The organism is uncultured Planococcus sp. (assembly GCF_947501725.1).
Lineage (GTDB): Bacteria > Bacillota > Bacilli > Bacillales_A > Planococcaceae > Planococcus > Planococcus donghaensis_C.
In genome coordinates this window covers 56923-82247 of sequence record NZ_CANMXD010000008.1, presented here as the reverse complement: position 1 = coordinate 82247, position 25325 = coordinate 56923, and the positions used below count along the sequence as shown (strand labels likewise).

Sequence of the window (25325 nt, the reverse complement as noted above, 5' to 3'; positions counted from 1 at the left end):
GATAGCGACGTGCCGAAATCCACTCGGGCAAAAGCCCGAGTTAGTTCGGCGCAAGCCCGTAGGAAAGCGGAGCTGGTTTGCGGAATATCCAACAGCCAAGAAATATTCGTTCAATTTATCAAACTTAGAGGTGTAATGATGAAAATATCAACCAAAGGCCGTTACGGTCTGACCATAATGATCGAATTAGGAAAACTATACGGGGAAGGCCCGGTGCCGCTGCGGAAGATTGCAGCGGAAAATGAGTTGTCCGAAGCGTACCTGGAGCAGCTTGTGGGACCGCTCCGCAACTCCGGGCTTGTTAAAAGTGTCCGCGGGGCATACGGCGGCTATATGCTGACGCGCCATCCGAAAGAGATTTCCGCTGGAGACGTCATCCGCGTTTTGGAAGGGCCGATCCAGCCGGTTGAAGGCATCGAAGATGAAAAACAGCCTCAGCGCGAGTTGTGGGTGCGCATCCGTGATGCTGTGAAGAATGTTCTCGACACAACCACAATCGAAGATTTGGCGAATGCCAATAACGGTGAAACTGAAAATTATATGTATTATATATAAGGGAGTTAACAGATCATGAATCGAATTTATTTAGACCATGCGGCGACTTCGCCGATGCATCCGGAAGTTGTCACGACTTTTTCAGAAGCACTCGGAACGGTCTACGGCAACCCGTCAAGTATCCATGGGACCGGAAGAGCTGCACGTAAGGCACTGGACGATGCGCGTAAATTACTGGCTGAAAGCATCCACGCTGAGGACAATGAAATCATTTTCACCAGCGGCGGAACGGAAGCGGATAATTTCGCGATCTTCGGAACGGCCGCTAAAAAGAGCGGCAAACATATCATCACGACAGCAATTGAACACCATGCCGTTTTGCATGCCTGCGAGAAGCTGGAGCGGGAAGGTTATGACGTGACGTATTTGCCGGTTGGTGAAAATGGGCGTGTGCGAGCAGAAGACGTGAAAAATGCGCTGCGTGACGATACAATTCTAGTATCGGTCATGCTGGGCAACAATGAAGTCGGCACCCTGCAGCCCATCGCTGAAATCGGCGAATTGCTGAAAGGGACGGAGGTCACTTTCCACACGGATGCTGTCCAGGCATACGGGGTGTTGCCGATCGATGTCGATAGCCTGAATGTCGATTTATTGTCTGTGTCCGCACATAAGCTCAATGGCCCGAAAGGCGTCGGTTTCCTGTACCAGCGCAAAGGAACGGCATTGACGCCGCTCCTCTACGGCGGAGAGCAGGAACGCAAACGCCGCGCGGGCACGGAAAACGTGCCGGCGATTACGGCATTTGCCAAAGCTGTAGAGGTTTCTTTGGCGACAATGGAAGAAAAAACAGCGGCTTACGAGCAATATAAAACCATCTTCAGATCTGCTTTGGATCAGCAAGGCATCGACTATAAAGAAAACGGCAGCAACCAAATGCCGCATATTTTAAATCTCAGCATTCCGGGCATTGAAATCGAGTCGTTTCTGGTCAATCTGGATTTAGCGGGAATTTCTGCCTCCAGCGGGTCAGCCTGCACGGCGGGATCGATCGATCCTTCCCATGTGCTGGTTGCGATGTACGGGGAACAGGCGGCAGAGAGCCGCAATTCCATCCGCTTCAGTTTCGGTATCGGTTTGACGCCTCGGGATATTGAACAAGCTGCCGAAAAGACAGCTCAAATCAGCCAGCGTTTGGCGTTAAAATGAAAAGGTGAGAAAAAATGACTGCAAAAGCACCACAAGATACACGCGTTGTTGTCGGCATGTCCGGAGGGGTGGACTCTTCGGTTGCCGCTTATTTATTGAAAGAACAAGGTTATGATGTCATCGGCATCTTCATGAAAAACTGGGATGATACGGACGAGAACGGTTTCTGTACGGCAACTGAGGATTACGAAGACGTGATCCGGGTCTGCAATCAGATCGGCATTCCGTATTATGCCGTCAATTTCGAAAAACAGTATTGGGATAAAGTCTTCACCTATTTCCTGGAAGAATACAAAGCGGGACGCACTCCGAACCCGGATGTCATGTGCAATAAGGAAATCAAATTCAAAGCTTTCCTTGAGCACGCGTTAAGCCTGGGCGCGGATTATTTGGCGACCGGCCATTACGCACAAGTCGAGCACGCAGAAAACGGCGAAACGAAGATGCTGCGCGGCAAAGACAATAATAAGGATCAGACCTATTTCCTGAACCAGTTGGATCAAGGCCAATTATCTAAGGTGATGTTCCCGATCGGCCATATGGAAAAGAAAAAAGTCCGTGAAATCGCATTGGAAGCTGGCCTTGCCACAGCGACTAAAAAAGATTCGACCGGCATCTGCTTTATCGGCGAACGCAATTTCAAGGAATTCCTCGGGCAATATTTGCCGGCACAGCCTGGCACAATGGAGACATTGGAAGGCGTTAAAATGGGCAGCCATGACGGCTTGATGTACTACACGATCGGCCAACGCCAGGGACTTGGCATCGGCGGCGCCGGTGACCCTTGGTTCGTCATCGGCAAAGACCTGAAAAAGAATGTTTTATACGTCGGGCAAAATATCCATCACGATGCTCTTTTCTCGGATAGCCTGACTGCGGTAAACTTAAGCTTCACGTCAAATACAGCACCAACCGGAACGTTGGAGTGCACAGCGAAATTCCGCTACCGCCAACAGGACGTCGGCGTGAGCGTGGAATTCAAAGACGGAGAAGCCATTGTGACATTTGCAGAACCGGTCCGTGCCATTACGCCAGGCCAGGCAGTCGTTTTCTATGACGGTGAAGAATGCCTCGGCGGCGGAACCATCGACCGCGTCTTTAAAAATGGCGCACGTTTGGAATATGTAGGCTAATGGGAGAGACAGCGATGAATTACAACGAAATCGGCATACAGGCATTACAGGAAGGCAATACGGAAGAAGCGATCAAAGCCTTTACACAAGCGATCGAAGAGCAGCCGGACAATCCGCTTGGCTATATCAATTTTGGCCATGTGCTGACTTCCATGGACGAAATCGACCGCGCAGAGCGGTTTTTTCAAAAAGCGATCGTACTGGATGAAACATCGGCGACGGCTTATTACGGCCTCGCCAATCTTTATTTCAACTCGGAACGCTATGAGGAAGCTTTAAAATTATACGAAAAAGCTCTCCAATACGAACTGGAAGGCGCGGATGCGCATTTCATGATCGGCAAATGCTTCGAAAAACTGGATCAGCCAAAATTGGCGCTGCCTTATCTGCAGCGCGCAGTGGAGCTGGATGAAACCGATGTCCAGTCCCGCTTGAGCTTCGGCATCACTTTGGCATCATTGGAATTGTTCGAACTGGCAGAGCCGCAATTTCTGCAGGTGCTCGAACAGGATCCGAACCATTCGGACGCCCATTACAATTTGGGTGTTCTTTATGCGGTTTCCACAAACCGCAAAGAAGATGCCATGCACCACCTGAAACAAGCCTATACGCTTGATGAACGAAACGAAATGGCGCGCTACGCCTACGATATGATAGCAACGACACTGGAATAGCCACGTGAAAGGGAGACGACAGAAATGACCGGACAAATCGATTTATTTCAAGAAGAAAAACAATTTGTATTAGGGCGTCCTGTCGTCTCGATATTTCACAATCCCCAAAATTTATTCTCCATTGCGAAAGTGAAGATCCAGGAAACCAACACCCCGTATACCGAAAAGGAAATCATCGTGTCGGGCTATTTCCCGATGCTGTCGCTTGAAGAGCAATACCGTTTTACCGGCGTGGTGAAAAACCATCCGCGCTACGGCGTTCAGTTCCAGGTGGAAACCTTCACCAAGGAAGTTCCGGAAACCGAACAAGGGATCATCCATTATTTGTCAAGCGATATGTTCAACGGCATCGGCCGGAAAACAGCGGAAACGATCGTCAAAAAGCTCGGCAAGGATGCCATCAAAAAGATTTTGGAAGACCCGGATGCACTGGACAAAGTCCCGCGTCTGTCCGATGAAAAAAAGGATACGATCCGCGCAACGCTGCAGATGAATCTCGGCCTTGAGCGCGTCATGATCCAGCTCAACGACTGGGGCTTTGGTCCACAGGTCGGCATGCGTATCTACCAGGCCTACCGCGAGGAAACCATCGACATCCTGACGAAAAACCCGTTTCAGCTGATTGAGGAAATCGAAGGAATCGGTTTCCAGCGCGCTGATGAACTGGGGATGAAGCTCGGCATCACAGGCAGCCACCCGGACCGCATCAAAGCATCGATCCTGCATATCCTCAACCAGGCCTCGCTGTCTGAAGGCCACGTCTATGTGGATGCCAAGGCTTTGATCCCCATGGTCAAAGAGATGCTGGAATCACGCCAGCAGGAAGAGATTCCGATCGATGCAATTTCCAAAGCGGCGATCGAACTGAATGAAGAAGGCAAGGTCGCTGGAGAAGAAACGCGGCTTTATTTGCCATCGCTGTATTATTCGGAAGTCGGCATTGCGACAAAATTGGAAACGCTGCTTGCAGAACAGGAGACACGTACGAAGTTTCCGAGTTCTGAAGTGCGCAAGGCACTCGGAGAAGCGGAAGAGCGGCTGGGTGTCAGCTATGCGGAAACGCAGGTCGATGCGATTGAAAACAGCATCAACTCGTCCGTCATGATCTTGACAGGCGGTCCCGGTACCGGCAAAACCACAGTCGTCCGCGGACTGGTTGAAATCTATGCAGAGCTGCACGGCTTGTCGCTGGACCCAAAAGAGTACGCCAAGAAAAAAGAGCCGTTTCCGATCATCCTCGCTGCCCCGACAGGACGAGCAGCCAAACGATTAAGTGAATCGACTGATTTGCCGGCCATGACCATCCACCGTCTGCTCGGCTTTAACGGGCAGGAAAAAGACGAAGAAACCGAAAAGGAAATCGAAGGCAAATTGATCATCATCGATGAAATGTCGATGGTCGATACGTGGCTTGCGCACCAGCTCCTAAAAGCGGTGCCTGAAGATGCCCAATTGATTTTCGTCGGAGACCAGGACCAATTGCCGCCGGTCGGGCCGGGACAGGTGCTGCGGGATCTGCTCGAATCAAAACGGATTCCCACTGTGGAGTTGACCGAAATCTACCGGCAGTCTTCAGGTTCATCAATCATCGAACTTGCCCACCAAATGAAAAAAGGCCAATTGCCGGATGACATCACCGCGAAAACGGCAGACCGTTCATTCATCAAAGCGGGCATCGACCAGATTCCATCTGTCGTTGAAAAAGTCGTCAAGAGCGCTTTGTCAAAAGGCCACTCGATCAAGGATATCCAGGTGCTGGCACCGATGTACAAAGGACCAGCAGGAATCGATGCCTTAAACCGCATGATCCAGGAGATGGTCAACCCGAATCCGGACGGCAAACGCAAAGAACTGGTATTCGGCGACATCACCTACCGCATCGGCGACAAGATTCTGCAGCTTGTCAATCAGCCGGAAAGCAATGTCTTCAACGGCGATATGGGTGAAGTCGTGGCAATCCTCAAAGCGAAAGAGACTGTCGAAAAGCAGGACATGCTGGTGGCGTCGTTCGACGGGATTGAAGTGACCTATGAACGCAGCGACTTGAATCAATTGACGCTGGCCTATTGCTGCTCGATCCATAAATCACAGGGTTCCGAGTTCCCGACGGTCATCATGCCTGTAGTCCGCGGCTATATGAAGATGCTGCGGCGAAATTTGCTCTACACCGGCATCACCCGAAGCAAAGATTTCCTCATCCTGTGCGGCGATCCGAGCGTTTTCCGCTACGGCGTAGAACGCACAGACGATGCACAGCGGATGACGACTCTAAAGAATCGCTTGGCAGTCGCAGCGGAAGAACCGAAAACCGAACAGCAAACACAGCAAAAAGCTGAAGCCAAACAAAGCGGACCTGTCAGCCTAACCAATGAAAACGTCCACGCCATCCACCCGATGATCGGCATGGAAGGCATCACGCCACAGAAATTTATGGAAGCTTGATGTGAAGAGTTGAAAAGGTAGATCGGCTTTGATATTCCACAAAACAGCTTTGCTTTTCCCTATAACGGTTGCTTGGAGTGCAGGTGCTCGACTCCTGCGGAATAGTGAGACGACCGAGACCCCGCAGGGAGCATAGCGACTGAGGAGCTTGGGCGCGAACCCGTGGAAAGCGAGCACCGGAGCGGAAAGCAGCCATTTCAATGAAAAGATGCTTGATTAATGTTAAGAAGCGCCTGTAGCGATTTCTTAACCCATCTATTGACATCACCCAAAGCTTTTTCTATAATTCAAATTAGACTGATAGACAAACACATTGATGGAGACAGTATAAAATCGCATCCGGACAGAAACGGGACCCAAGGCTGAAAGGCCCCGACGAGATCTGATTTTAGAAAGCTACTCCGGAGTGCAGCTAATCCCTGCCGTTGAACCGCGTTAAGGTGTTCGAGAGACACGGAGCTTCATAGTCCGTGTAACTAGGGTGGTACCGCGAAATAAAGCCTTCGTCCCTTTTTTGGGATGGGGGCTTTTTATTATGCTGAGGAGGAAAAACAGATGAAAAATTTGAAAGCTGAAGACATCAGACAATTGTATCTCGACTTCTTTAAAGAGAAAGGCCATGACCAGGAGCCGAGCGCACCGCTTGTGCCTTTTGAAGATCCTTCCCTGCTGTGGATCAACAGCGGCGTGGCGACCTTGAAGAAATATTTTGATGGTCGTGTCATTCCTGAAAACCCGCGGATCGTCAATGCACAAAAATCGATCCGTACGAATGATATTGAAAATGTCGGCAAAACGGCGCGCCACCATACGTTCTTTGAAATGCTCGGCAACTTCTCGATCGGTGAATACTTCAAGACCGAAGCAATCCACTGGGCTTGGGAATTCCTGACGGACGAAAAATGGATCGGTTTCGATGCTGATAAATTATCGGTGACGATCCATCCGGAAGACGAAGAGGCTTATGGCATCTGGTTGAACGAAGTCGGCATTCCGGCTGAGCGCATCATCCGTCTGGAAGGCAACTTCTGGGATATCGGAGAAGGCCCGAGTGGACCAAACTCTGAAATCTTCTATGACCGCGGCGAAAGCTACGGCAATGACATGAATGACCCTGAATTGTACCCGGGCGGCGAAAACGACCGTTACCTGGAAATCTGGAACCTGGTCTTTTCACAGTTCAACCACAACCCGGACCATACCTATACACCGCTTCCTAAGCAGAATATCGATACAGGCATGGGCTTGGAGCGCATGGCTTCTGTTGTACAGGACGTACCGACCAACTTCGATACGGATCTGTTCATCCCGATCATCCGGAAAACCGAAGAGATATCGGGCAAGAAATACGGCGAAGATGCTGATATGGACATGGCTTTCAAAGTGATCGCCGACCATATCCGTACCGTGGCATTTGCGATCGGTGACGGCGCGCTTCCATCGAATGAAGGCCGCGGTTACGTATTGCGCCGGCTGTTGCGCCGGGCTGTCCGTTATGCGAAGAAACTGGGCGTCGAGAAACCGTTCCTGTTTGAATTGGTACCGGTTGTCGGCGACATCATGAAAAACTTCTACCCGGAAGTGAACGACAAGCAAGACTTTATCATCCGTGTCATGAAACTCGAAGAAGAACGTTTCCACGAAACGCTTCACGATGGTTTGGCAATTTTGTCGTCAGTAGTAGAAAAAGAAAAAGCTGCTGGACTTACGGAAGTCCCGGGCGAAGATGCATTCCGCCTGTATGATACGTACGGCTTCCCGGTGGAGTTGACAGAAGAATACGCAGAAGAAGAAGGCATGACGATTGACCACAAAGGCTTTGAAGCAGCGATGCAGGCTCAACGTGACCGTGCGAGAAATGCACGCCAGAATGTCAATTCGATGCAGACGCAATCCGAAGTGCTGGGCGATATTAAAGAAGCGAGCGAATTTATCGGCTATAACCAGACGGTATCCGATGCCAATGTTCTGTTCATCATCAAAGACGGTGAACTGGCAGACAGCGCGCACGAAGGTGAAGAAGTTCAGGTCATCCTGGATGAGACGCCATTCTACGCTGAAAGCGGTGGACAGATTGCGGATCACGGGACATTGCGCAACGACTTTGCAAGCGTAGCTGTGCTCGATGTCAAAAAAGCGCCGAATGGCCAGAACCTGCATTCCGTGCGCGTAGAAACCGGTGAATTGACGAAATCGGCTGTGCATGCGCAAGTAGATGCATCCGAGCGCCGCCATACGGTGAAAAACCACACGGCGACACACCTATTGCACCAGGCGCTAAAAGATGTTCTAGGCACACACGTCAACCAGGCAGGTTCTTATGTAGGACCGGACCGTCTGCGTTTCGATTTCTCGCATTTCGGCCAGGTGACGAAAGAAGAATTGGAGACAATTGAGCAAATCGTCAATGAAAAGGTTTGGGAAGGCATTGCGGTTCAAACCGGCTACCATAACCTGCAGGAAGCGAAAGAAATGGGTGCTATGGCTTTGTTCGGAGAGAAGTACGGTGATGTTGTCCGTGTCGTTGAAATCGGCGGCTATTCACTGGAGCTTTGCGGCGGTGTCCATGTGGTCAATACGTCTGAAATCGGGTTGTTCAAAATCGTTTCAGAAGGCGGCATTGGAGCTGGCATCCGCAGAATTGAAGCGGTAACCGGTAAAGGGGCATACGAAAGCCTGAAAGACAGCGAACAGATTTTGGAGCAGGCGGCAGGACTTCTGAAGGCCAATCCAAAAGACATGGTCCAAAAAGTACAGTCTGTCCAAGCCGAAATCAAATCACTGCAGCGTGAAAACGAATCCCTGCTTGCGAAGGTATCAAATGCACAATCTGCCGGCATCTTGGATCGCGCGCAAAAAGTCGGCGATATCACTGTGTTGTCAGTCAAAGTAGAGGCCAAAGACAACAACCAATTGCGCCAGATGCTGGATGATTTGAAAACGAAAATTGACAAAGCAGTCATCGTTTTAGGTGCAACAGATGGAGACAAAGTCATGCTGGCTGCAGGTGTTACGAAAGATTTGGCTGGCGGCGATTATCATGCTGGACAAATCGTCAAACACGTGGCAGAGCAATGCGGAGGAAAAGGCGGCGGCCGTCCGGATATGGCGATGGCGGGTGCGAAAGATGCCGGAAAACTGGAAGCGGCACTCGAATCCGTTTACAGCTTAGTGAAATAGGTTTAATAAATGTACGCTATCGGTTATAATGATAATCAGACAGCAGGAGCAATTATTCCTATTCAAAATCCGAAAGCGAGGTGCTTGTCGTGAGTTCATTTGATCGAACTATGAAATTCGATTCTTCTGATGAGTCGATGGAGCAGGAAGTGAAGCAAGTGATGCTTCAGGTCCATTCTGCACTTGAAGAAAAAGGCTATAACCCGATCAATCAGATTGTCGGATATTTGTTATCAGGTGATCCGGCTTATATTCCTCGCCATCAGGATGCGCGAAATATGATTCGCAAACTGGAACGGGATGAAATTCTGGAAGAGCTTGTAAAGTTCTATATTAAGAAGAATAACGGGGAATAATGAAATGATGCGTATAATGGGACTTGATGTTGGTTCGAAAACGATCGGAGTCGCAATCAGCGATCCGATGGGCTGGACAGCCCAAGGGATCGAAACCGTCAAAATAAATGAAGCGATCGAAGAATTTGGAATGGACCGCCTCGGCGAACTGATCCAGCAATATGAAGTGACCGAAGCGGTTGTGGGCTACCCGAAAAACATGAATAATTCAATCGGGCCGCGTGCTGAAGCATCCGAAAGATTTGCAGCTTTGCTGAAAGAAGCGTATAGTATACCGGTGGTCCTATGGGATGAACGGCTTACGACGTCGGCAGCAGAGAAGATGTTGATCTCCGCAGATGTCAGCCGCAAAAACCGCAAAAAAGTGATCGACAAGATGGCGGCAGTCATGATTTTGCAAGGCTATCTTGATTTTAAAAAATAATGAGGTGACACAAATGGAACACGGACAAGAGCACATTACAGTCGTTGATGAAAACGGCAACGAACAATTATTTGAAGTATTGTTTACATTTGAATCAGCAGACTTCGGAAAATCATACGTTTTGTATTTCCCGGTAGGCGCTGAAGAAGATGAAGAAGGCGAAATCGAAATTCATGCATCTTCCTTCACTGAAAACCCTGACTCGGACGAAACTGTAGGCGGCGGAGAACTTCGCCCAGTTGAAACTGATGCTGAATGGGACATGATCGAAGAAATGTTGAATACCTTCCTTGACGAAGAAGAAGAAAACGAAGAGCTTTAAAAATGGAGGACGGAATTGATTGCTGATTCCGTCTTTTTCTTTTGTGCGTTTTTCTTGTATACTTAAAGAAGTTGAACAGCTAAGGTCCAACTTTTGCAGAAGAGAAAAGCTGGGGGGGGAACCCGTGGAGAAACAGTCAAAAAAAGACATCATGTTTGAACGCATGAAAGAAAAAAAGAAGGAAGTGAGAGTCGTCCGACGCATCGTATTAATAGTCGCGCTGATCCTATTGGTCATCATCGGGATCGCAGGCTTTCAAGCCTATAATTACATCAGCAGCGCACTGGCGCCGGTAGATCCAGATTCAGAGGAAGTGGTGACCGTTGAAGTCCCGATCGGTTCAAGTCTGGACAGCATTGCAGCTTTGCTTGAAGAAAACGGAGTCATTGAAGACGCACGCATCTACAAATACTATGTGAAATTCAATAATGAATCCGAGTTCCAAGCTGGAACTTATGATTTGCTGCCGTCCATGACATTGGATGAAATTACGGAAAGCCTGAAAAGCGGTAAAGTATATCATGAGCCGCTGTTTACGATCAATGTACCGGAAGGCTTGACGGTGGAAGAGATTGCCGAAAACGTCATCGCGGAGAAAACTTCGCATACGGCTGAGGAATTCTTGGCGAAAATCGAAGATCCGGCTTATATTGAAGAGCTGATGATCAAGTATCCGGAGTTATTGACAGATGAGATATTGGGCGAAAATATCCGCTATGCACTTGAAGGCTACCTTTTCCCGGCCACTTATCCGATTTACGAAGAAGACCCTTCATTGACATTGCTCATTGAACAGATGCTTGATACAACACAGGCTAATGTCCTGCAATATCAGGCCGTTTTGGAAGAAAACGACAGATCGCCGCATTGGCTGTTGACCTTCGCTTCCCTGTTGGAAGAAGAAGCGACAGCACAGTCTGATCGCCAAACCATTGCCAGTGTCTTCTATAATCGTTTGGATGACGATATGCCGCTCCAGACGGATCCGACTGTCATCTACGCAATGGGTGAGCATAAAGACCGCTTGTTCAATACGGATTACGAATTTGAACATCCGTACAGCACCTATCAGAACAAAGGGTTGCCGCCGGGTCCGATTGCGAATGCCGGAGGATCTTCAATCGAAGCAGTGCTCGATCCTGCTGATACCGACTTCTTCTATTTCCTGGCTGATTCGGAAGGTACGAATCATTTTGCCAAAACTTATGAAGAGCATTTGGCGAACCGCGATGAATATATCGGAAATTAAAACCTTCGAGAAGGAAGCGTCCTCGCTTTCCTTCTCTTTTTATGGTAATATTTGAAGTAATTTTTGCTTAGTCGAAAAGGAGCTTTCCAGTATGGTGAACAATCAATTAGCTACGACGCTTGGAGAGATGCGAACATATGCAGCTACGCATCATGTGCCGATCATGGAAGATCAGGGGATCCGTGTCCTGCTGGATCTGCTGAAACAGCAGCAGCCCGAACGGATTTTGGAAATCGGTTCAGCTATCGGCTTTTCGGCGATAAAAATGGCAGAGGCCTTGCCCGCATGCACAGTGGACACCGTTGAACGTGACGATTCGCGTTATCGGAAAGCAGTCGAGTTTATTGCACAATCAGGTTTAGGGAACCAGATTCGAATATTCCATGCAGATGCATTAGAGCTCGAACTGGCAAGTCTGAAACCGCAATATGATGCTATTTTCATCGATGCAGCAAAAGGGCAATATGAGCGCTTTTTCGACAAGTATGAAGCTTTATTGCCGAAAGGCGGAATCATATATTGCGATAACATGGCCATGCATGGACTTTCAGATATCCCTTTATCTGAAGTGCCGAGAAGAAAGCGGACGATGATCCGCAATCTGGCGGCCTTTAAAGAACATATGCTCAGCCACTCCGGTTACGACACGGAATTATTGTCTTCAGGAGACGGCATTATGATCTGCAGAAAAAGATGAATACACTAAAAAGAGATTTGCAAGGAGCTAAACAACATGTCGAAGAAACGGCCGGTCGTTATTGGGATCGCAGGGGGTTCGGGCTCGGGGAAAACGAGTGTCACGAACTCCATCTATGAAGTATTTAAAGAAAACTCGGTGGTGGTGATCGAGCAGGACTATTATTACAAAGATCAAAGCCATTTGGCCTTTGAAGAACGCCTGGAAACGAATTATGACCATCCATTGGCATTTGATACAGATCTGCTGATCGAGCATATCAACGAATTGCTGGAGCGCCGGCCAATCGAAAAACCGGTATATAATTATGCGTTACATACACGTGCTGAAGAAACGGTCGTAATCGAACCGAAAGACGTCATCATCCTGGAAGGGATTCTGGTGCTGGAAGATGTCCGGTTGCGTGAATTGATGGACATCAAATTATTCGTCGACACAGACGGCGACTTGCGCATCATCCGCCGTTTGCTGCGGGACATCAACGAACGTGGCCGGACCATCGACTCGGTCATCGAACAATACTTGACCGTCGTACGTCCGATGCATAACCAATTTATCGAACCGACCAAACGTTATGCAGACGTGATTATTCCAGAAGGCGGACAAAACGAAGTGGCGATTGATTTAATGGTCACAAAAATCAAAACTATTCTTGAATAGATTGTCAATCTATAATATGATGAGACCAGACTGACGGTTGCACACGTGCATCCAGGTCAGCAGTTGAAGGAGTGGAAACAATGGCTAACGAAAAACAATTTCCAATGACAGCTGCAGGGAAGCAGAAGTTGGAAGATGAACTGGACTTTCTAAAAACGATTAAACGCAAAGAAGTGGTTGAACGAATTAAGATCGCGCGTGATTTCGGTGATTTATCCGAGAATGCCGAGTATGATTCTGCGAAAGAAGATCAGGCATTTGTAGAGGGCCGTATCTCAACACTCGAATCGATGATCCGCAATGCGGTTATCATAAATGAAAATGAATCGAACAAAGACATCGTCCGCTTAGGGACGACCGTTACATTTATAGAAGTTCCAGACGGCGATAAAGAATCCTACACGATCGTCGGATCAGCTGAAGCAGATCCTTTGGAAGGCCGTATTTCAAACGATTCTCCAATTGCGAAAAGCATGATCGGCCGCACAATCGGTGAAAATGTCAAAGTACTGACACCGGGCGGAGAAATGGAAATCAAGATTCTTTCAATCACGTAATGGAGACGGCCGTTCTGTAAAAGGGATGGCCGTTTCTCATTATTTTGACTTTTACTGAAACGAAATTATCGCTGAAACGTCAAATTTGTCATACTGGATTTATGGTAAACTATTGAGAAAGGGGGACATCCAATGACTAACGAAGAAAAACCTTATCCCTCTCGTTTGAAGAAAAAGAAAAACCGGTCAAATTCCATTTTGAATATAATGATTGGCTTGGTATTTGCATTGATTCTTATAATCGGGGTTTCCATGCTGTTTAGTGGAGGGGACGATCAGGCTCAAGATTCTGAAGCGGTAACGATTTCACCTGAAACCGAAGACCAAACGAGTGGCGCTGGAGACGGCGAAGAGGGAAGCGCAGGCACCGATGAAGATGCTGAAGCCTCTGAAGAAGAAAAAGAAGCAGCAAAAAAGGCTGAAGAAGAAAAAGCCAAAGAAGAAGCAGAAGCTAAAAAAGCTGAAGAAGAAAAAGCCAAAGAAGAAAAAGCCAAAGAAGAAGAAGGATCTGTCACAAAAGGCGGAACCATCACACGGGAAGATTCCAGTGACCCGATAGTGGAAGAAACAGTCATCAATACAAGCTGGGAGCCGGTTGGCACTAAGCAAAAAGGTGATCATGTCTCTGTCTACCAGAAGGATTCAGTGGATTGGAAGGAAAAGGTCAATGCGGTAGCTTATGCGACTGGCCTTGATGCCAATAATATGTATGTCATGATGATTAAAAACGGCGGCGGTCCTCAGAAGTCGATTGCGACTGTTCAGTCCAAAGACGAATCTGAAAAATATCGTGTCCATATGGAATGGGTAGACGGCGAAGGCTGGAAACCGGTGAAAATGGACGTGCTGAAAACATTGGAAGGCGCCTATTGATAAAGGCGTCTTTTTCTTTGGTATAATTGGGTATTGAAACTAGGAAGATAAATTGACGCTGGAATGGGGAATAGCAAAATGAAAATCGGTGTAATTGGTGCGATGGAAGAAGAAGTTCAATTATTGAGAAGCGGTCTGGAAGATTCCCGGACGGAAGAAATCGCAAAATGTGAATTTACTTTGGGTACATACGAAGGACAGGAAATCGTCTTGCTGAAAAGCGGCATCGGCAAGGTCAATGCCGCCATGTCAACGACAATCCTTCTGCAGCAGTACCAGCCGGATATTGTCATCAATATCGGTTCGGCAGGCGGCTTTGATGAAGAACTCGAAGTTGGCGCGGTAGTCATCTCTGACGAAGTCCGTCACCACGATGTGGATGTTACCGTCTTCGGCTATGAAATGGGGCAGGTGCCTCAAATGCCGGCAGCATTCACTTCCAACGAAGAATTGATTGAACTGGCAATCAAAGCAGTCAAGGAAATGGGACAGCATGATTACGCAGTCGGTTTGATTGCGACAGGCGATTCCTTCATGAATGATCCCGAACGTGTGGCAAAAGTCCGTGAATATTTTCCGACGATGAAAGCAGCTGAAATGGAAGCGGCTGCGGTTGCACAGGTCTGCTATCAGTTCGACGTGGCATTCGTAGTCATCCGGGCGCTGTCTGATATCGCAGGAAAAGAATCTTCAGTATCATTTGATGAATTTCTGCCCATGGCAGCCAAGCATTCGACGGAAATCGTCTTCAATGTAATCAGTCGATTGGCAGCACGCATCTAGCCTTGATCTATGGAAATGCCCAAAATAAAAAGCTGAGGACGTTTTCTCAACGTCACTCAGCTTTTTTACACTTTTCTTAAAGAGAAGGTACTGACCATCAATAAGGAACAAAGGATGAACAGGAACATATAGGCGACTGGCGAAACCATCGTCAGCCCAAAATAGGATAATGTAATGACCGTACCGGCCGCTGTAATCGGCAAACCGGTGAAATAACCGGTGGCATCCGAAATATTGAAACGCGCCAAACGAAAACCACCACATGAAATATAGATGACTGTAAAAACCATTCCGATAAAACCGAAGTCCGACAAGACAAGCTGGTACATTAAAATTGCAGGGGCAACACCAAAGGATAATATGTCGCTCATCGAATCGAGCTGCTTACCGAGTTCGGATTCCTGATTGAACTTTCTTGCCACCATACCGTCAAAGCGGTCCAAAAAAGCCGCAATAAATATAAATAGCACGCTATAGCTATAAGATCCATTTAAAGTGGCCATAAGTGAGGCACCGCCAAACAGCATATTGCCGATTGTGATGGTGTTAGCGGTCTGTGACCTCAGCTTTTTTATGGTGTGATCCATTCTTTCTGTAATTAACAATGGAAAACACTCCTTCTTTTTTGTAAACTTGTTCACTCTATTATACTGTGAAAGGTAAAAAAATGGTAGACTATTTTAGCAACGGAGGTATCTCTATGAAAAAATATCTATACCAGCGCTCCATTGAACTTACAAACGGAGCTTTTACTTCTAATTTGATCCGTCAATTCTCTCAATCCAAAAACAGCCGAAGATTTATTCCTGGCTATATCAAAACCTATCAAATCTTAGTGGAGGATGTCGAAGAGCCTTTGGATTCCTTTCCGACGCTCCATGATTTCTTTGTCCGTAAACTGACGGCGTCGAGCCGTCCGATCGCCAGTGCTCCAGTGGTATCGCCGGTTGATGGGAAAATTGAAATTGCCGGAGACATGAAGGAAGGCATCGTGTTCCTGGTGAAAGGCCAGCAGTATTCTTTGGCTGATCTACTCGGGGAAAACGCCTTGGCTGACCGCTATCAGAACGGAAAATATGCAGTGCTGTATTTATCGCCTGCCGACTATCACCGGATCCACAGTCCGGCAGACGGCAAAGTGGCGAAGCAATACGTGCTCGGAAAAAAATCATACCCAGTAAATGCAGCTGGATTGCAATACGGCAAAGCGCCGATCAGCGGCAACTACCGCATGATCACCGAGCTGGAAACGGCGTTCGGCAGGATGCTGGTTGTCAAAGTCGGCGCCATGTTCGTCAATTCCATCAAGTTGACCGAAACCGGCAGTGAATGGCAAAAAGGCAGTGAAGTGGGCTATTTCAGTTTCGGATCCACAGTTGTGCTGTTCTTTGAGGAGAATTCCATCAAATTTGTCGAAGATATGTCGGATGGACAACGGATCAAGGTGGGAGAAGCGCTCGGAAATATGGTATAATCAATAGCATTAAGTTCGGAAAACAGGAGTGGGTTGCAGTGTATCAGAATTTTGTACCAAGCCAATACGTAAAAGACGTATTTGACATCAAGCCGGAAACATTGATTGAAAAGAATATTAAAGGCATCATTACGGATTTGGACAATACGCTTGTGGAATGGGATCGACCGGATGCGACGCCGAAATTGATCGAGTGGCTGAAATCCATGAAGGACGCCGGCATTCAGGTAGTCATCGTTTCCAACAACAAGGAATTGCGCGTCAAGTCATTTGCGGATCCTTTAGGGATTCCGTTTATTTACCAGGCACGCAAACCGATGGGCCGCGCCTTCCGCAAAGCGCTCCGGATCATGGAAGCGAAGCGCGACCAGGTGGTGGTGATCGGAGATCAGATGCTGACGGATATCTTCGGCGGCAACTTGAATAAGATGCATACGATCCTGGTATTGCCAGTGGCTCAGTCCGATGGCTTTTTTACGCGTTTCAACCGGAGAGTCGAACGCAGAATCATGAAGAGATTGAAAGATAAAGGACAATTGATGTGGGAGGAAGAAAATTGAGTGAAATGCCAACTTGCATCGGATGCGGTGTACAGATTCAAACAGAAAACAAAGAAGAGGTAGGATATGCTCCACCGTCTTCATTGGAAAAAGAAGAAATTATTTGCCAGCGTTGTTTCCGCCTGAAGAATTACAATGAACTTCAACCGGTTTCTTTGACGGATGATGATTTTCTGCGTATTTTAAATGGCTTAGGGGAACGTGATGGCCTGATTGTGAAGATTGTCGACATTTTCGACTTTAATGGCAGCTGGCTTCCGGGCCTTCACCGCTTTGTCGGAAATAACGATATCTTGTTGATTGCCAATAAAGCGGACTTGCTGCCGAAATCAGTCAAACAGCATAAACTGATCCATTGGATGAAACAGGAGGCCCGCAAGCTGGGCTTGCAGCCGATCGATGTTTTGACTGTCAGTGCCCATAGAGGGACTGGAGTTCCGGAAGCGATGGAAGCCATCGAAAAATACCGCAAAGGCAAAGATGTCTATGTGGTGGGCTGTACGAATGTCGGGAAATCGACGTTCATCAATCGCGTCATCAAACAGGCGACAGGACAAGCTGATGTCATTACAACTTCCCACTTCCCGGGAACCACGTTGGATATGATTGAAATCCCATTGGATGACAAACGTTCACTGTTCGATACGCCAGGCATCATCAACCATCATCAATTGGCGCACCATCTCCAAACGGCAGATCTTAAGCAGATCATGCCTAAAAAAGAGATTAAGCCGCGCGTCTTCCAATTGAATGCGGAACAGACGCTATTCGTTGGCGGATTGGCCCGTTTCGACTTTATCCAAGGCGAACGCTCATCTTTCACTGTCCATATCGCAAATGACCTGCCGATTCACCGGACCAAACTGGAAAACGCAGATGCTTTATATGAACAGCATTTAGGTGATATGCTGGCACCGCCTTCAGCCGAATACAAAGATGATTTTCCGGAATTGGTGCGCCATGAGTTCAGCGTCAAGGAAGCGAAGACCGATATCGTCTTTTCGGGGCTTGGCTGGATCACCATTCAACACGGCAATGCTGTCATTGCCGCCCATGCACCTAAAGGTGTAGAAGTTCTATTGCGCCCATCGTTGATCTAGGAGGTTTTTAGATGAAGAAATGGTACGCGGTGATCGGTGATCCGATCTCCCATTCCTTATCCCCGTTCATGCACGATACCTGGTTTAGTGAACATGGCATTGATGCAGCCTATATTCCGATCCATGTGGAACCGTCACAGCTGGAAAAATCATTTGAAGCCATGAAAATGCTGGGGGTGAGCGGTTTTAATATCACTCTTCCGCATAAACAGTCGATCGTTCCGTTTCTGGGCAAACTGGAAGAAAGTGCCATGCAGATGAATGCCGTGAATACGGTGAATTTTGATGGGAAACAGTATATCGGTTCCAATACGGATGGTGATGGCTTTGTCCAATCCATGCTTGTTCATCCTGTCGATAAAGCATCTAAAGTCTTGCTGATCGGAGCGGGTGGTGCAGCAAGAGGGATCGCTTTCGCGTTGAAGCGCGCCGGTTTCAGTGACGTCACGATCACCAACCGGACTTTCCGCCGGGCGGAGGAGCTGGCTGCTGAAACTGGCGGTTCCGCTATAACGCTTAAGGAATCCGAGGAACAATTGGCGGAATTTGCGATTCTGATCCAAACCACATCTGTCGGTTTGGCGACGGGCGAAGCTTTGCCGATCTCCCTGGAGCAGGTCAAGGCGGGAACTTTGGTGGCGGATATCATCTATGTTCCACTAGAGACACCTTTTTTAAAGAAAGCCGAAGAAAAAAATTGCGTTATATTGAATGGTGTCGGCATGTTCGTCTATCAGGGTGCAATTGCATTCGAAAAATGGACAGGCGTACAGCCGGATACTGAAAAAATGATCAAATTGATCACAGAAAAATTAGGAGGCACTTATGTTAACAACTAAACAAAAAAGCTTTTTGAGAAGCGAAGCACATCATCTTGATCCGATTTTCCAGGTAGGCAAAGGCGGAGTCAACGAAGCCATGCTCGTTCAAATCAAAGAGGCATTGGAAAAGCGTGAATTGGTGAAAATCAGCATTCTTCAAAACAATGAAGATGGCAAAGAAGAAGTGGCGAAAGCTCTTGCCAAAGGCACAAAATCACAATTGGTTCAATTGATCGGCCACACAGTGGTTCTTTATAAACAATCGGTCAACAACAAAAAGATCGAGCTGCCGGTTAAAAGATGAAAAAAGTCGGGATTCTGGGCGGAACGTTCAATCCACCTCATCTCGGCCATCTGATTATGGCCAATGAAGCGTACCATTCAGCCGGTTTGGACGAAGTGCGTTTTATGCCGAATTTTATTGCCCCCCACAAGGATGTGGCGGGAGCCAGTGCGCACCAGCGTTTGGAGATGACGGAACTGGCGATTTCAGGTCGTCCGCAATTCCGGCTGGAAGCTTTTGAAATCGACAGCGGCGGGGTTTCCTATTCGTTTGATACACTGACGCGGCTGACTGAAAAAGAACCTGATACGGAGTTCTACTTCATCATCGGAGGCGATATGGTGGAAGGTTTGCCTTCCTGGTATCGCATCGACGAATTGGTGAAGTTGATTCGCTTTATCGGAGTCAAGCGTCCGGGGTATAATACAGAAACACCTTATCCTGTCATGATGATTGATTCACCCGAATTGCTGCTGTCATCCACGATGTTGAGGGAGCGCGCCGCTAAAGGTGGGCCACTCACTTTTTTGGTGCCTGATAAAGTAGAAGCGTATATCCGAGAGGAGGGCTTATATGGATTCCAACGAAATGCTGCAGAAAGTTAAGGGACGGCTGCCTGAAAAACGCTTTACGCATGTGCTTGGTGTGGTGAAAACAGCAATAGAACTCGCCAAGGAATTTGATGTATCCGAGTCTAAGGCGGAAACTGCCGCGATTCTGCATGACGCAGCAAAATTTTCAGATCGGGAGTGGATGAAGTCCATCATCGTCTCTGAGAAGCTGGATCCCCTATTGCTCGATTATCATGCGGAACTTTGGCATGCACCTGTAGGCGCGTATATGGCAAAAACTGAATTTGGCGTGGAAGATGAAGATGTCCTGAATGCTATCCGTTACCATACAACCGGACGCGCTGAGATGTCTGATTTGGAAAAAGTCGTCTATATTGCCGATCTGATCGAACCGAACCGCAAATTTTCAGGTGTTGAAGAATTGCGACAATTAAAAGAGCAGGGATTGGATGTTATGATGGAAGCCTCGGTCAAACATTCCATCGAATTTTTAGTATCGAAAAATCAACCGGTATTTCCGGATTCACTGAAGTGCTACAACTACTTCGTGCAACAGAAAGGGAAAGTGAAAGAATGACTAAAGAAACTTTACTACAAGTAGCTTATAATGCTGCAGAAGATAAAAAAGCGGAAGACATCGTTGTCTTGAATATGGAGGGGATTTCGCTTTTGGCTGATTTCTTCGTCATCTGCACAGGGAATTCCGATCGCCAGGTACAATCGATTGCCAGAGAAATCATGGATAAAGCGCATGAAGAAGGCCATGAAGTGAAAAGCATCGAAGGATTTGATTCTGCACGCTGGATCCTTGTCGATCTTGGCGATGTCGTGGCACATGTCTTCCACAAAGACGAACGTTCATACTATAATTTAGAACGCCTGTGGAGAGAAGCTCCGCAAATGGAAATATGAAATACGGAAAATTTGCCGCAGTCTATGATGGGCTGATGGAAGATATTCCTTATGAAAAGTATGTGGAGTGGGTCGTTTCCCACGCCCCGTCCGGCAAATTGCTGGATGTGGCGTGCGGAACCGGCACATTGTCACAGCTTTTTGCTGAAATGGGTTATGACGTGACTGCAAGCGACTTGTCGGAAGATATGCTGACGGTCGCCAACCAACGTTTCCAGAATGCGAACCAGTCGATTCCGGTACTTCAATTGTCCATGGACAACCTGGAGGGCCTGGGCGGCTTTGATATTGTCACGATTGCGATCGATTCCCTGAATTATCTGCAGACGGAACAACAGGTCCAGCAGACGTTCAAGGAAATTTATGCTTCGTTGAATCCGGGCGGCCATTTTTTCTTTGATGTGCATTCCATCTTTAAAGTGGATGCGGTCTACATGGACAGCCCATTTGTCTACGACGCGGAGGAAATCGCTTATATCTGGCATACAGAGCCTGGTGAAGCAGAACATAGCGTGGTTCACGATATGACATTTTTTGTCCGCCAGGATGGGTTGTTCGAGCGTTTTGAAGAAACGCATGAGCAGCGGACCTTTTCCGTTGATGTGTACACAAAATGGCTGGAAGCGGCAGGATTTACTGTAGAGTCGGTCACTGCCGATTTTTCAGATCAGGCTCCGGACGAAGAAAGTGAACGCATTTTCTTTCGTGCCAAAAAATAAAAAAGAGCAACTCAGCCATCTGCATTTTGCAGGTGGTTTTTTGCTTTTCCGAAAAGGATGGACAGCAGCTGATGAATTAATATATAATTCAAACAGCTTCCATTTAATTGCCTTCTGAAGAAACGAGGAATGCCAGCTGAAACCTTCCCAGCTTCAGAAAAAACCCGCATGGCTGTTGATCCCCGCTGCTGCCATTGCGTTATTGATGATCTACTTCTTCTTTCCACAAGAAAAGGCGGAAACAACACCCGCTGCTTCTCTCGAATTGATCAGCGCTGAATCCCCTCAGCAGACAGAACCCCCTGAAAACGAAAATCCCGTAATCGAATCCAAACTGATGATTGATATGAAAGGCCAGGTGGTCAGTCCTGGCGTTTATGAGCTTCCCGCAGGATCGCGGATGCAGGATGCCGTAGATGCTGCCGGAGGATTTACGCCCGAAGCCGACAGCCGCGCCATTAATCTGGCATTGATCGTTGTTGATGAAACCAGTCTGTATGTTCCGGCGGCTGGTGAAGAAATCGTCTTGCCGACGGCGGCGCAGCAGACAGCCTCAGGCAGTGGTGGGAGCACCCTCATCAACATCAATCTGGCAACAGAAACTGAATTGATGGAACTGCCGGGAATCGGTCCTTCCAAGGCCGCTGCTATACTAGCCTATCGGGAGGAAGCCGGTAGCTTCAAAACACCGGAAGAATTGACGGAAGTCACCGGTATCGGCGATAAAACCTTTGAACAATTAAAAGATTTCATCGTCGTTAAATAATCGCCATGTGCAACAAAGGCGGTTGACGAAACCGTCGCCTCTGCTACACTTATTTTAACTACACAAGCAGGAGGCAATTAAATGAAGCGAATAACTTGGGACCAATTTTTCATGGCGCAAAGCCATTTGCTCGCACTCAGAAGCACTTGTACACGACTGGCTGTCGGCGCCACCATTGTGCGCGACCGCAGAATCATGGCTGGGGGCTACAATGGATCGATTTCCGGCGGCGACCATTGCATCGATAAAGGATGTTATGTCGTCGATGGACATTGTGTCCGGACCATCCATGCAGAAATGAATGCATTGCTGCAATGCGCGAAGTATGGCGTCAGCGTCAATGGAGCCGATATGTATGTCAGCCATTTCCCTTGTCTGCAATGCACCAAGTCGATTATCCAGTCCGGCATCTCCCGTTTGTATTATGCCACCGACTACAAGAATCATGAATACGCCATCGAACTATTGGAACAGGCTGGCGTTGAAGTGGTACAAGTAGTATTCGATGAGCGGAAAATCGATTTTTTAAGTGTTGAAAAATCAGCTCTTTATATTGAACTTCTGGAGAAATTGCGTGAAAAAGGCGGAAGCGAAGAAGAATTGGCCCATTACAGTGAACGGGTGAATCAATTATTCGGAGAAGTCGAAGTCTAAACTCTACGATCTTTCTTTATCTGGCAGCAGCGACAGCTCTTGCCACATATGCAGCGCATGAAACAGCGGTTCAGCTCGTGTTCATGGCGCTGCTTTTTTGCTGGATGGCTTGGAAACAAGAAAGTTTGGCCGTCATCACAAGTATCCTGTTGTTTGCCTATGCCGTTTACCTGGTACAGGATTTTCGCAGCCAGGATACGTTCGACTATTCTGGGGGATATTCTGGAGAATTGGTATTCAAGCCGGGAGCAGTCATCGATGGCGACAGCCTCAGAGGGTTTGCGTTGATAAGAGAGGATGCCGTCGTTTATGCTCGGTACCGTGTGGACTCAGAAGAAGAAAAGCATCTTATGGAGAAGTTGGTGGATGGATCGGTATTTCAGGTGACCGGCGTTTTAGAAGCAGCTTCAGCGCCGTCGCACCGCTATTCGTTCAATATGGCCGATTACTTGAAACACAATGGAGCCGCATCTCTCTTGACGATCCAGTCGATGGACGGGGCTCAGGCGAATGCTACATGGGTCAATCGCTTATTGGGCAGAAGAGATGCCTTAAAAGTTCATATCCGTGCGCATTTCCCGGAAAGTTTGGCTGCGGAAGCGGAAGCGCTATTGATCGGTGAACGTGAAAACATGGATCCTGACGATCAGAGGGTGCATCAAACACTCGGCATTTCTCATTTATTCGCCATTTCTGGACTGCATGTGGGGATTGCATCTGGACTTTTGTATATGTTTTTGGTGCGTCTGCATGTCCGAAAAGAGACGGCTTTCCTGATATTGCTGATTGTCCTGCCACTGTATGCGGTGATAGCGGGGGGCGCTCCTTCGGTTTGGCGAGCGGTGAGCATGGTGTCGGTGGTGCTGGCTGGAAAGTTGTTGGGATTTAAAGTTCCTATTGCAAGTATTATGTTAACAAGCATGGTGCTCTTCCTGCTGTGGAACCCATATGCTCTGTATAAAATCGGTTTTCAACTTTCTTATGGAGCGACGTTCGGCATCATCTATTCATTGAAGTTTTTGGGTGGAATCCAATCATCCATGAAAAAGGGGTTTGTCATCACGTTCATCTCGCAGATGACCCTCTATCCCTTGCTGCTATTCCACTTTTATGAACTATCGCTATCGGCATTTGTGGTCAATACCCTGTTTGTTCCGCTGTTCACCTTGCTTATCCTGCCGGCCAATTTTCTGCTGCTCCTTCTGACGGGGGTATTCCAGCCGGCTGCTGATTTTGTTTTTTACTTTTATGAGCCGCTGCGCAGTGAAATCGATGCTTTTATGGTTTGGCTGGCGGATTTGCCTTATCAGCTGTGGAATCCCGGGAAACCTGGAGTTTTTACTGTATTTTTGCTGATGGGCAGTGTCTACTTCTTTTATTGTGCGGCTGAGCGGAAATTCCACTTTCGGCAATTACTGATCTTATTGGTGCCGGCTATTCTGTTCACGGCCTTGCCTTATCTCGATCCGCGCTTGAAGGTGACTTTTCTCGATGTTGGACAAGGAGACAGTGCGCTGGTCGAACTGCCTTACCGGCAGGCTGTCTATTTGATTGATAGCGGCGGGCTGCTGCGTTTTGATACAGAAGCTTTCAAAAAGAAAAAAAGGCCATATGAAATCGGAAGGCAAGTAGTGGCGCCCTTTCTGAAAGGGAGTGGGATTTCGTCGATCGACATCTTTATCATTTCACATCCGGATGCAGACCACGCTGAAGGGGCGGAAGAAATTTTCCGGCTTTTTCCGGTCGATGAGCTGCATCTGACTCCGGGTTCCGCATCGAACGCATTGATGGTGCAGCTGGCACCGGATACGGCAGAAGCGGAAGTGGTGTTTCCGGGTGCGGGATCGGATTGGACAGTGGGTGAGACTCAATTCAGCTATTTATCGCCAAAGGATGCCGAGTACGAAGGCAACAACGATTCGTTGGTCTTGTTGATGAAGACCGGGGAGTACCGGGTTTTATTTACCGGAGATCTGGAAGCGGGAGGCGAGAAGGACCTATTGGAGTCTTATGGAAACGAACTCGCCGGATTGACCGTATTGAAAGTAGGCCATCACGGCAGCAAAACGTCCAGCAGCGAGGAATTTCTGGCAGCGCTCAAACCGGCACTGTCGATCTTTTCAACGGGTGCAGACAATCGCTACGGCCATCCGAGCCCCGAAGTGGTGGAACGCTTTACTGAATTGGAGCTCGATAAGCTGAACACTGCAGAAAACGGCACCATCCGAGTGCTTTACGAAAACGGGGAGCTGGAGCTGGAGATGATGCGTTAGCTAACGAAAAGCGCAGGCTGCCATGTAGCTCTGACGGGCATAAGACAGACCAACGAAGCGGCGTTCTTTGCCGCATAGTTGGGTTGGCTTATGACCCAAGGAGCTGGCAGCCGGAGTCTGGACAATGAGAAAAGCGC

At 48.0% G+C, this 25325-nt stretch carries 28 protein-coding genes and 1 other annotated feature; of the genes, 27 read left to right on the top strand and 1 reads right to left on the bottom strand.

Annotated features, from left to right (window positions below):
* Window positions 1–138 precede the first annotated feature (138 nt).
* The 15 genes from Q0785_RS12830 (at window position 139) to mtnN (ending at window position 15054) form a co-directional block, all read left to right on the top strand.
* The gene (locus Q0785_RS12830; protein ID WP_223638501.1) at window positions 139–555 is read left to right on the top strand and encodes an Rrf2 family transcriptional regulator; all 417 of its coding nucleotides are present in this window, start codon (window positions 139–141) and stop codon (window positions 553–555) included.
* Between the two features lie 15 nt (window positions 556–570).
* Complete coding sequence (locus Q0785_RS12825; protein WP_298830346.1) at window positions 571–1704, top strand: cysteine desulfurase family protein; 1134 nt, start codon at window positions 571–573, stop codon at window positions 1702–1704.
* Window positions 1705–1718: 14 nt separating this feature from the next.
* Window positions 1719–2837, top strand: a complete 1119-nt coding sequence (gene mnmA, locus Q0785_RS12820) for a tRNA 2-thiouridine(34) synthase MnmA (RefSeq protein ID WP_298830344.1) — start codon at window positions 1719–1721, stop codon at window positions 2835–2837.
* Window positions 2838–2851: 14 nt separating this feature from the next.
* Window positions 2852–3511, top strand: coding sequence for a tetratricopeptide repeat protein (locus Q0785_RS12815; protein ID WP_298830342.1), 660 nt, complete (start codon window positions 2852–2854; stop codon window positions 3509–3511).
* Window positions 3512–3535: 24 nt separating this feature from the next.
* Window positions 3536–5953, top strand: a complete 2418-nt coding sequence (locus Q0785_RS12810) for an ATP-dependent RecD-like DNA helicase (protein WP_298830340.1) — start codon at window positions 3536–3538, stop codon at window positions 5951–5953.
* Between the two features lie 304 nt (window positions 5954–6257).
* Window positions 6258–6467: a binding site (T-box leader), on the top strand.
* 41 nt (window positions 6468–6508) lie between these two features.
* The gene (gene alaS / locus Q0785_RS12805) at window positions 6509–9133 is read left to right on the top strand and encodes an alanine--tRNA ligase (protein WP_298830338.1); all 2625 of its coding nucleotides are present in this window, start codon (window positions 6509–6511) and stop codon (window positions 9131–9133) included.
* Window positions 9134–9222: 89 nt separating this feature from the next.
* Complete coding sequence (locus Q0785_RS12800; RefSeq protein WP_223638110.1) at window positions 9223–9489, top strand: IreB family regulatory phosphoprotein; 267 nt, start codon at window positions 9223–9225, stop codon at window positions 9487–9489.
* Window positions 9490–9496: 7 nt separating this feature from the next.
* Complete coding sequence (gene ruvX, locus Q0785_RS12795) at window positions 9497–9913, top strand: Holliday junction resolvase RuvX (protein WP_298830552.1); 417 nt, start codon at window positions 9497–9499, stop codon at window positions 9911–9913.
* Window positions 9914–9926: 13 nt separating this feature from the next.
* A complete protein-coding gene (locus Q0785_RS12790) occupies window positions 9927–10235 on the top strand; it encodes a DUF1292 domain-containing protein (protein ID WP_223638108.1) in 309 nt (102 codons plus the stop codon).
* Window positions 10236–10359: 124 nt separating this feature from the next.
* Window positions 10360–11484: an endolytic transglycosylase MltG gene (gene mltG, locus Q0785_RS12785; RefSeq protein ID WP_298830333.1), complete on the top strand. Its 1125-nt coding sequence runs from the start codon at window positions 10360–10362 to the stop codon at window positions 11482–11484.
* A gap of 91 nt (window positions 11485–11575) precedes the next feature.
* Window positions 11576–12181: an O-methyltransferase gene (locus Q0785_RS12780; RefSeq protein ID WP_298830331.1), complete on the top strand. Its 606-nt coding sequence runs from the start codon at window positions 11576–11578 to the stop codon at window positions 12179–12181.
* Window positions 12182–12196: 15 nt separating this feature from the next.
* Entirely contained in the window at window positions 12197–12841 is a 645-nt protein-coding gene (udk, locus tag Q0785_RS12775; RefSeq protein WP_298830550.1) for a uridine kinase, read from the top strand.
* Window positions 12842–12921: 80 nt separating this feature from the next.
* Window positions 12922–13398, top strand: a complete 477-nt coding sequence (gene greA / locus Q0785_RS12770) for a transcription elongation factor GreA (protein WP_215098774.1) — start codon at window positions 12922–12924, stop codon at window positions 13396–13398.
* Between the two features lie 132 nt (window positions 13399–13530).
* Entirely contained in the window at window positions 13531–14271 is a 741-nt protein-coding gene (locus Q0785_RS12765) for a DUF1510 family protein (RefSeq protein WP_298830327.1), read from the top strand.
* Window positions 14272–14349: 78 nt separating this feature from the next.
* Window positions 14350–15054 carry a 5'-methylthioadenosine/S-adenosylhomocysteine nucleosidase gene (gene mtnN / locus Q0785_RS12760; RefSeq protein ID WP_298830325.1) on the top strand — a complete coding sequence of 235 codons (705 nt, stop codon included), beginning with the start codon at window positions 14350–14352 and terminating at the stop codon, window positions 15052–15054.
* A gap of 65 nt (window positions 15055–15119) precedes the next feature.
* Here the strand turns inward: mtnN and pssA are convergent, their stop codons facing one another.
* The gene (pssA, locus tag Q0785_RS12755) at window positions 15120–15659 is read right to left on the bottom strand and encodes a CDP-diacylglycerol--serine O-phosphatidyltransferase (protein WP_223638090.1); all 540 of its coding nucleotides are present in this window, start codon (window positions 15657–15659) and stop codon (window positions 15120–15122) included.
* 95 nt (window positions 15660–15754) lie between these two features.
* Between pssA and Q0785_RS12750 the strand changes: the two genes are divergently transcribed.
* The 12 genes from Q0785_RS12750 (at window position 15755) to Q0785_RS12695 (ending at window position 25188) form a co-directional block, all read left to right on the top strand.
* A complete protein-coding gene (locus Q0785_RS12750) occupies window positions 15755–16528 on the top strand; it encodes a phosphatidylserine decarboxylase (RefSeq protein ID WP_298830322.1) in 774 nt (257 codons plus the stop codon).
* Window positions 16529–16566: 38 nt separating this feature from the next.
* Entirely contained in the window at window positions 16567–17088 is a 522-nt protein-coding gene (locus Q0785_RS12745) for a YqeG family HAD IIIA-type phosphatase (RefSeq protein WP_223638075.1), read from the top strand.
* Window positions 17085–18188, top strand: coding sequence for a ribosome biogenesis GTPase YqeH (yqeH, locus tag Q0785_RS12740; protein WP_223638073.1), 1104 nt, complete (start codon window positions 17085–17087; stop codon window positions 18186–18188). Before Q0785_RS12745 ends, yqeH begins: the two co-directional genes overlap by 4 nt.
* An 11-nt stretch (window positions 18189–18199) precedes the next feature.
* Window positions 18200–19027, top strand: a complete 828-nt coding sequence (aroE, locus tag Q0785_RS12735; protein WP_298830318.1) for a shikimate dehydrogenase — start codon at window positions 18200–18202, stop codon at window positions 19025–19027.
* The gene (gene yhbY, locus Q0785_RS12730) at window positions 19014–19313 is read left to right on the top strand and encodes a ribosome assembly RNA-binding protein YhbY (RefSeq protein WP_298830316.1); all 300 of its coding nucleotides are present in this window, start codon (window positions 19014–19016) and stop codon (window positions 19311–19313) included. The genes aroE and yhbY overlap by 14 nt, the downstream gene beginning before the upstream one ends.
* The gene (locus Q0785_RS12725) at window positions 19310–19897 is read left to right on the top strand and encodes a nicotinate-nucleotide adenylyltransferase (RefSeq protein WP_298830314.1); all 588 of its coding nucleotides are present in this window, start codon (window positions 19310–19312) and stop codon (window positions 19895–19897) included. The genes yhbY and Q0785_RS12725 overlap by 4 nt, the downstream gene beginning before the upstream one ends.
* Window positions 19866–20441, top strand: coding sequence for a bis(5'-nucleosyl)-tetraphosphatase (symmetrical) YqeK (gene yqeK, locus Q0785_RS12720; RefSeq protein ID WP_298830312.1), 576 nt, complete (start codon window positions 19866–19868; stop codon window positions 20439–20441). The genes Q0785_RS12725 and yqeK overlap by 32 nt, the downstream gene beginning before the upstream one ends.
* Window positions 20438–20776, top strand: a complete 339-nt coding sequence (gene rsfS / locus Q0785_RS12715; protein ID WP_223638063.1) for a ribosome silencing factor — start codon at window positions 20438–20440, stop codon at window positions 20774–20776. The genes yqeK and rsfS overlap by 4 nt, the downstream gene beginning before the upstream one ends.
* Complete coding sequence (locus Q0785_RS12710) at window positions 20773–21495, top strand: class I SAM-dependent methyltransferase (RefSeq protein ID WP_298830310.1); 723 nt, start codon at window positions 20773–20775, stop codon at window positions 21493–21495. The genes rsfS and Q0785_RS12710 overlap by 4 nt, the downstream gene beginning before the upstream one ends.
* Window positions 21496–21670: 175 nt before the next feature.
* The gene (locus Q0785_RS12705) at window positions 21671–22261 is read left to right on the top strand and encodes a helix-hairpin-helix domain-containing protein (RefSeq protein WP_298830308.1); all 591 of its coding nucleotides are present in this window, start codon (window positions 21671–21673) and stop codon (window positions 22259–22261) included.
* A gap of 81 nt (window positions 22262–22342) precedes the next feature.
* A complete protein-coding gene (locus Q0785_RS12700) occupies window positions 22343–22915 on the top strand; it encodes a ComE operon protein 2 (protein WP_223638053.1) in 573 nt (190 codons plus the stop codon).
* Window positions 22916–23019: 104 nt separating this feature from the next.
* Entirely contained in the window at window positions 23020–25188 is a 2169-nt protein-coding gene (locus Q0785_RS12695; protein ID WP_298830306.1) for a DNA internalization-related competence protein ComEC/Rec2, read from the top strand.
* Window positions 25189–25325: the final 137 nt, after the last annotated feature.

Excerpts from the sequence above, each read along its gene's own strand:
- rsfS (WP_223638063.1), top strand. The coding sequence starts at position 20,438 with ATGACTAAAGAAACTTTACTACAAGTAGCTTATAATGCTGCAGAAGAT.
- yhbY (WP_298830316.1), top strand. The coding sequence starts at position 19,014 with ATGTTAACAACTAAACAAAAAAGCTTTTTGAGAAGCGAAGCACATCAT.
- yqeK (WP_298830312.1), top strand. The coding sequence starts at position 19,866 with ATGGATTCCAACGAAATGCTGCAGAAAGTTAAGGGACGGCTGCCTGAA.
- Q0785_RS12725 (WP_298830314.1), top strand. The coding sequence starts at position 19,310 with ATGAAAAAAGTCGGGATTCTGGGCGGAACGTTCAATCCACCTCATCTC.
- Q0785_RS12700 (WP_223638053.1), top strand. The coding sequence starts at position 22,343 with ATGAAGCGAATAACTTGGGACCAATTTTTCATGGCGCAAAGCCATTTG.
- Q0785_RS12810 (WP_298830340.1), top strand. The coding sequence starts at position 3,536 with ATGACCGGACAAATCGATTTATTTCAAGAAGAAAAACAATTTGTATTA.
- aroE (WP_298830318.1), top strand. The coding sequence starts at position 18,200 with ATGAAGAAATGGTACGCGGTGATCGGTGATCCGATCTCCCATTCCTTA.
- Q0785_RS12830 (WP_223638501.1), top strand. The coding sequence starts at position 139 with ATGAAAATATCAACCAAAGGCCGTTACGGTCTGACCATAATGATCGAA.
- Q0785_RS12815 (WP_298830342.1), top strand. The coding sequence starts at position 2,852 with ATGAATTACAACGAAATCGGCATACAGGCATTACAGGAAGGCAATACG.
- Q0785_RS12780 (WP_298830331.1), top strand. The coding sequence starts at position 11,576 with ATGGTGAACAATCAATTAGCTACGACGCTTGGAGAGATGCGAACATAT.
- greA (WP_215098774.1), top strand. The coding sequence starts at position 12,922 with ATGGCTAACGAAAAACAATTTCCAATGACAGCTGCAGGGAAGCAGAAG.
- Q0785_RS12710 (WP_298830310.1), top strand. The coding sequence starts at position 20,773 with ATGAAATACGGAAAATTTGCCGCAGTCTATGATGGGCTGATGGAAGAT.
- mtnN (WP_298830325.1), top strand. The coding sequence starts at position 14,350 with ATGAAAATCGGTGTAATTGGTGCGATGGAAGAAGAAGTTCAATTATTG.
- Q0785_RS12825 (WP_298830346.1), top strand. The coding sequence starts at position 571 with ATGAATCGAATTTATTTAGACCATGCGGCGACTTCGCCGATGCATCCG.
- Q0785_RS12750 (WP_298830322.1), top strand. The coding sequence starts at position 15,755 with ATGAAAAAATATCTATACCAGCGCTCCATTGAACTTACAAACGGAGCT.
- Q0785_RS12790 (WP_223638108.1), top strand. The coding sequence starts at position 9,927 with ATGGAACACGGACAAGAGCACATTACAGTCGTTGATGAAAACGGCAAC.
- alaS (WP_298830338.1), top strand. The coding sequence starts at position 6,509 with ATGAAAAATTTGAAAGCTGAAGACATCAGACAATTGTATCTCGACTTC.
- Q0785_RS12765 (WP_298830327.1), top strand. The coding sequence starts at position 13,531 with ATGACTAACGAAGAAAAACCTTATCCCTCTCGTTTGAAGAAAAAGAAA.
- mnmA (WP_298830344.1), top strand. The coding sequence starts at position 1,719 with ATGACTGCAAAAGCACCACAAGATACACGCGTTGTTGTCGGCATGTCC.
- ruvX (WP_298830552.1), top strand. The coding sequence starts at position 9,497 with ATGCGTATAATGGGACTTGATGTTGGTTCGAAAACGATCGGAGTCGCA.
- Q0785_RS12695 (WP_298830306.1), top strand. The coding sequence starts at position 23,020 with ATGGCTTGGAAACAAGAAAGTTTGGCCGTCATCACAAGTATCCTGTTG.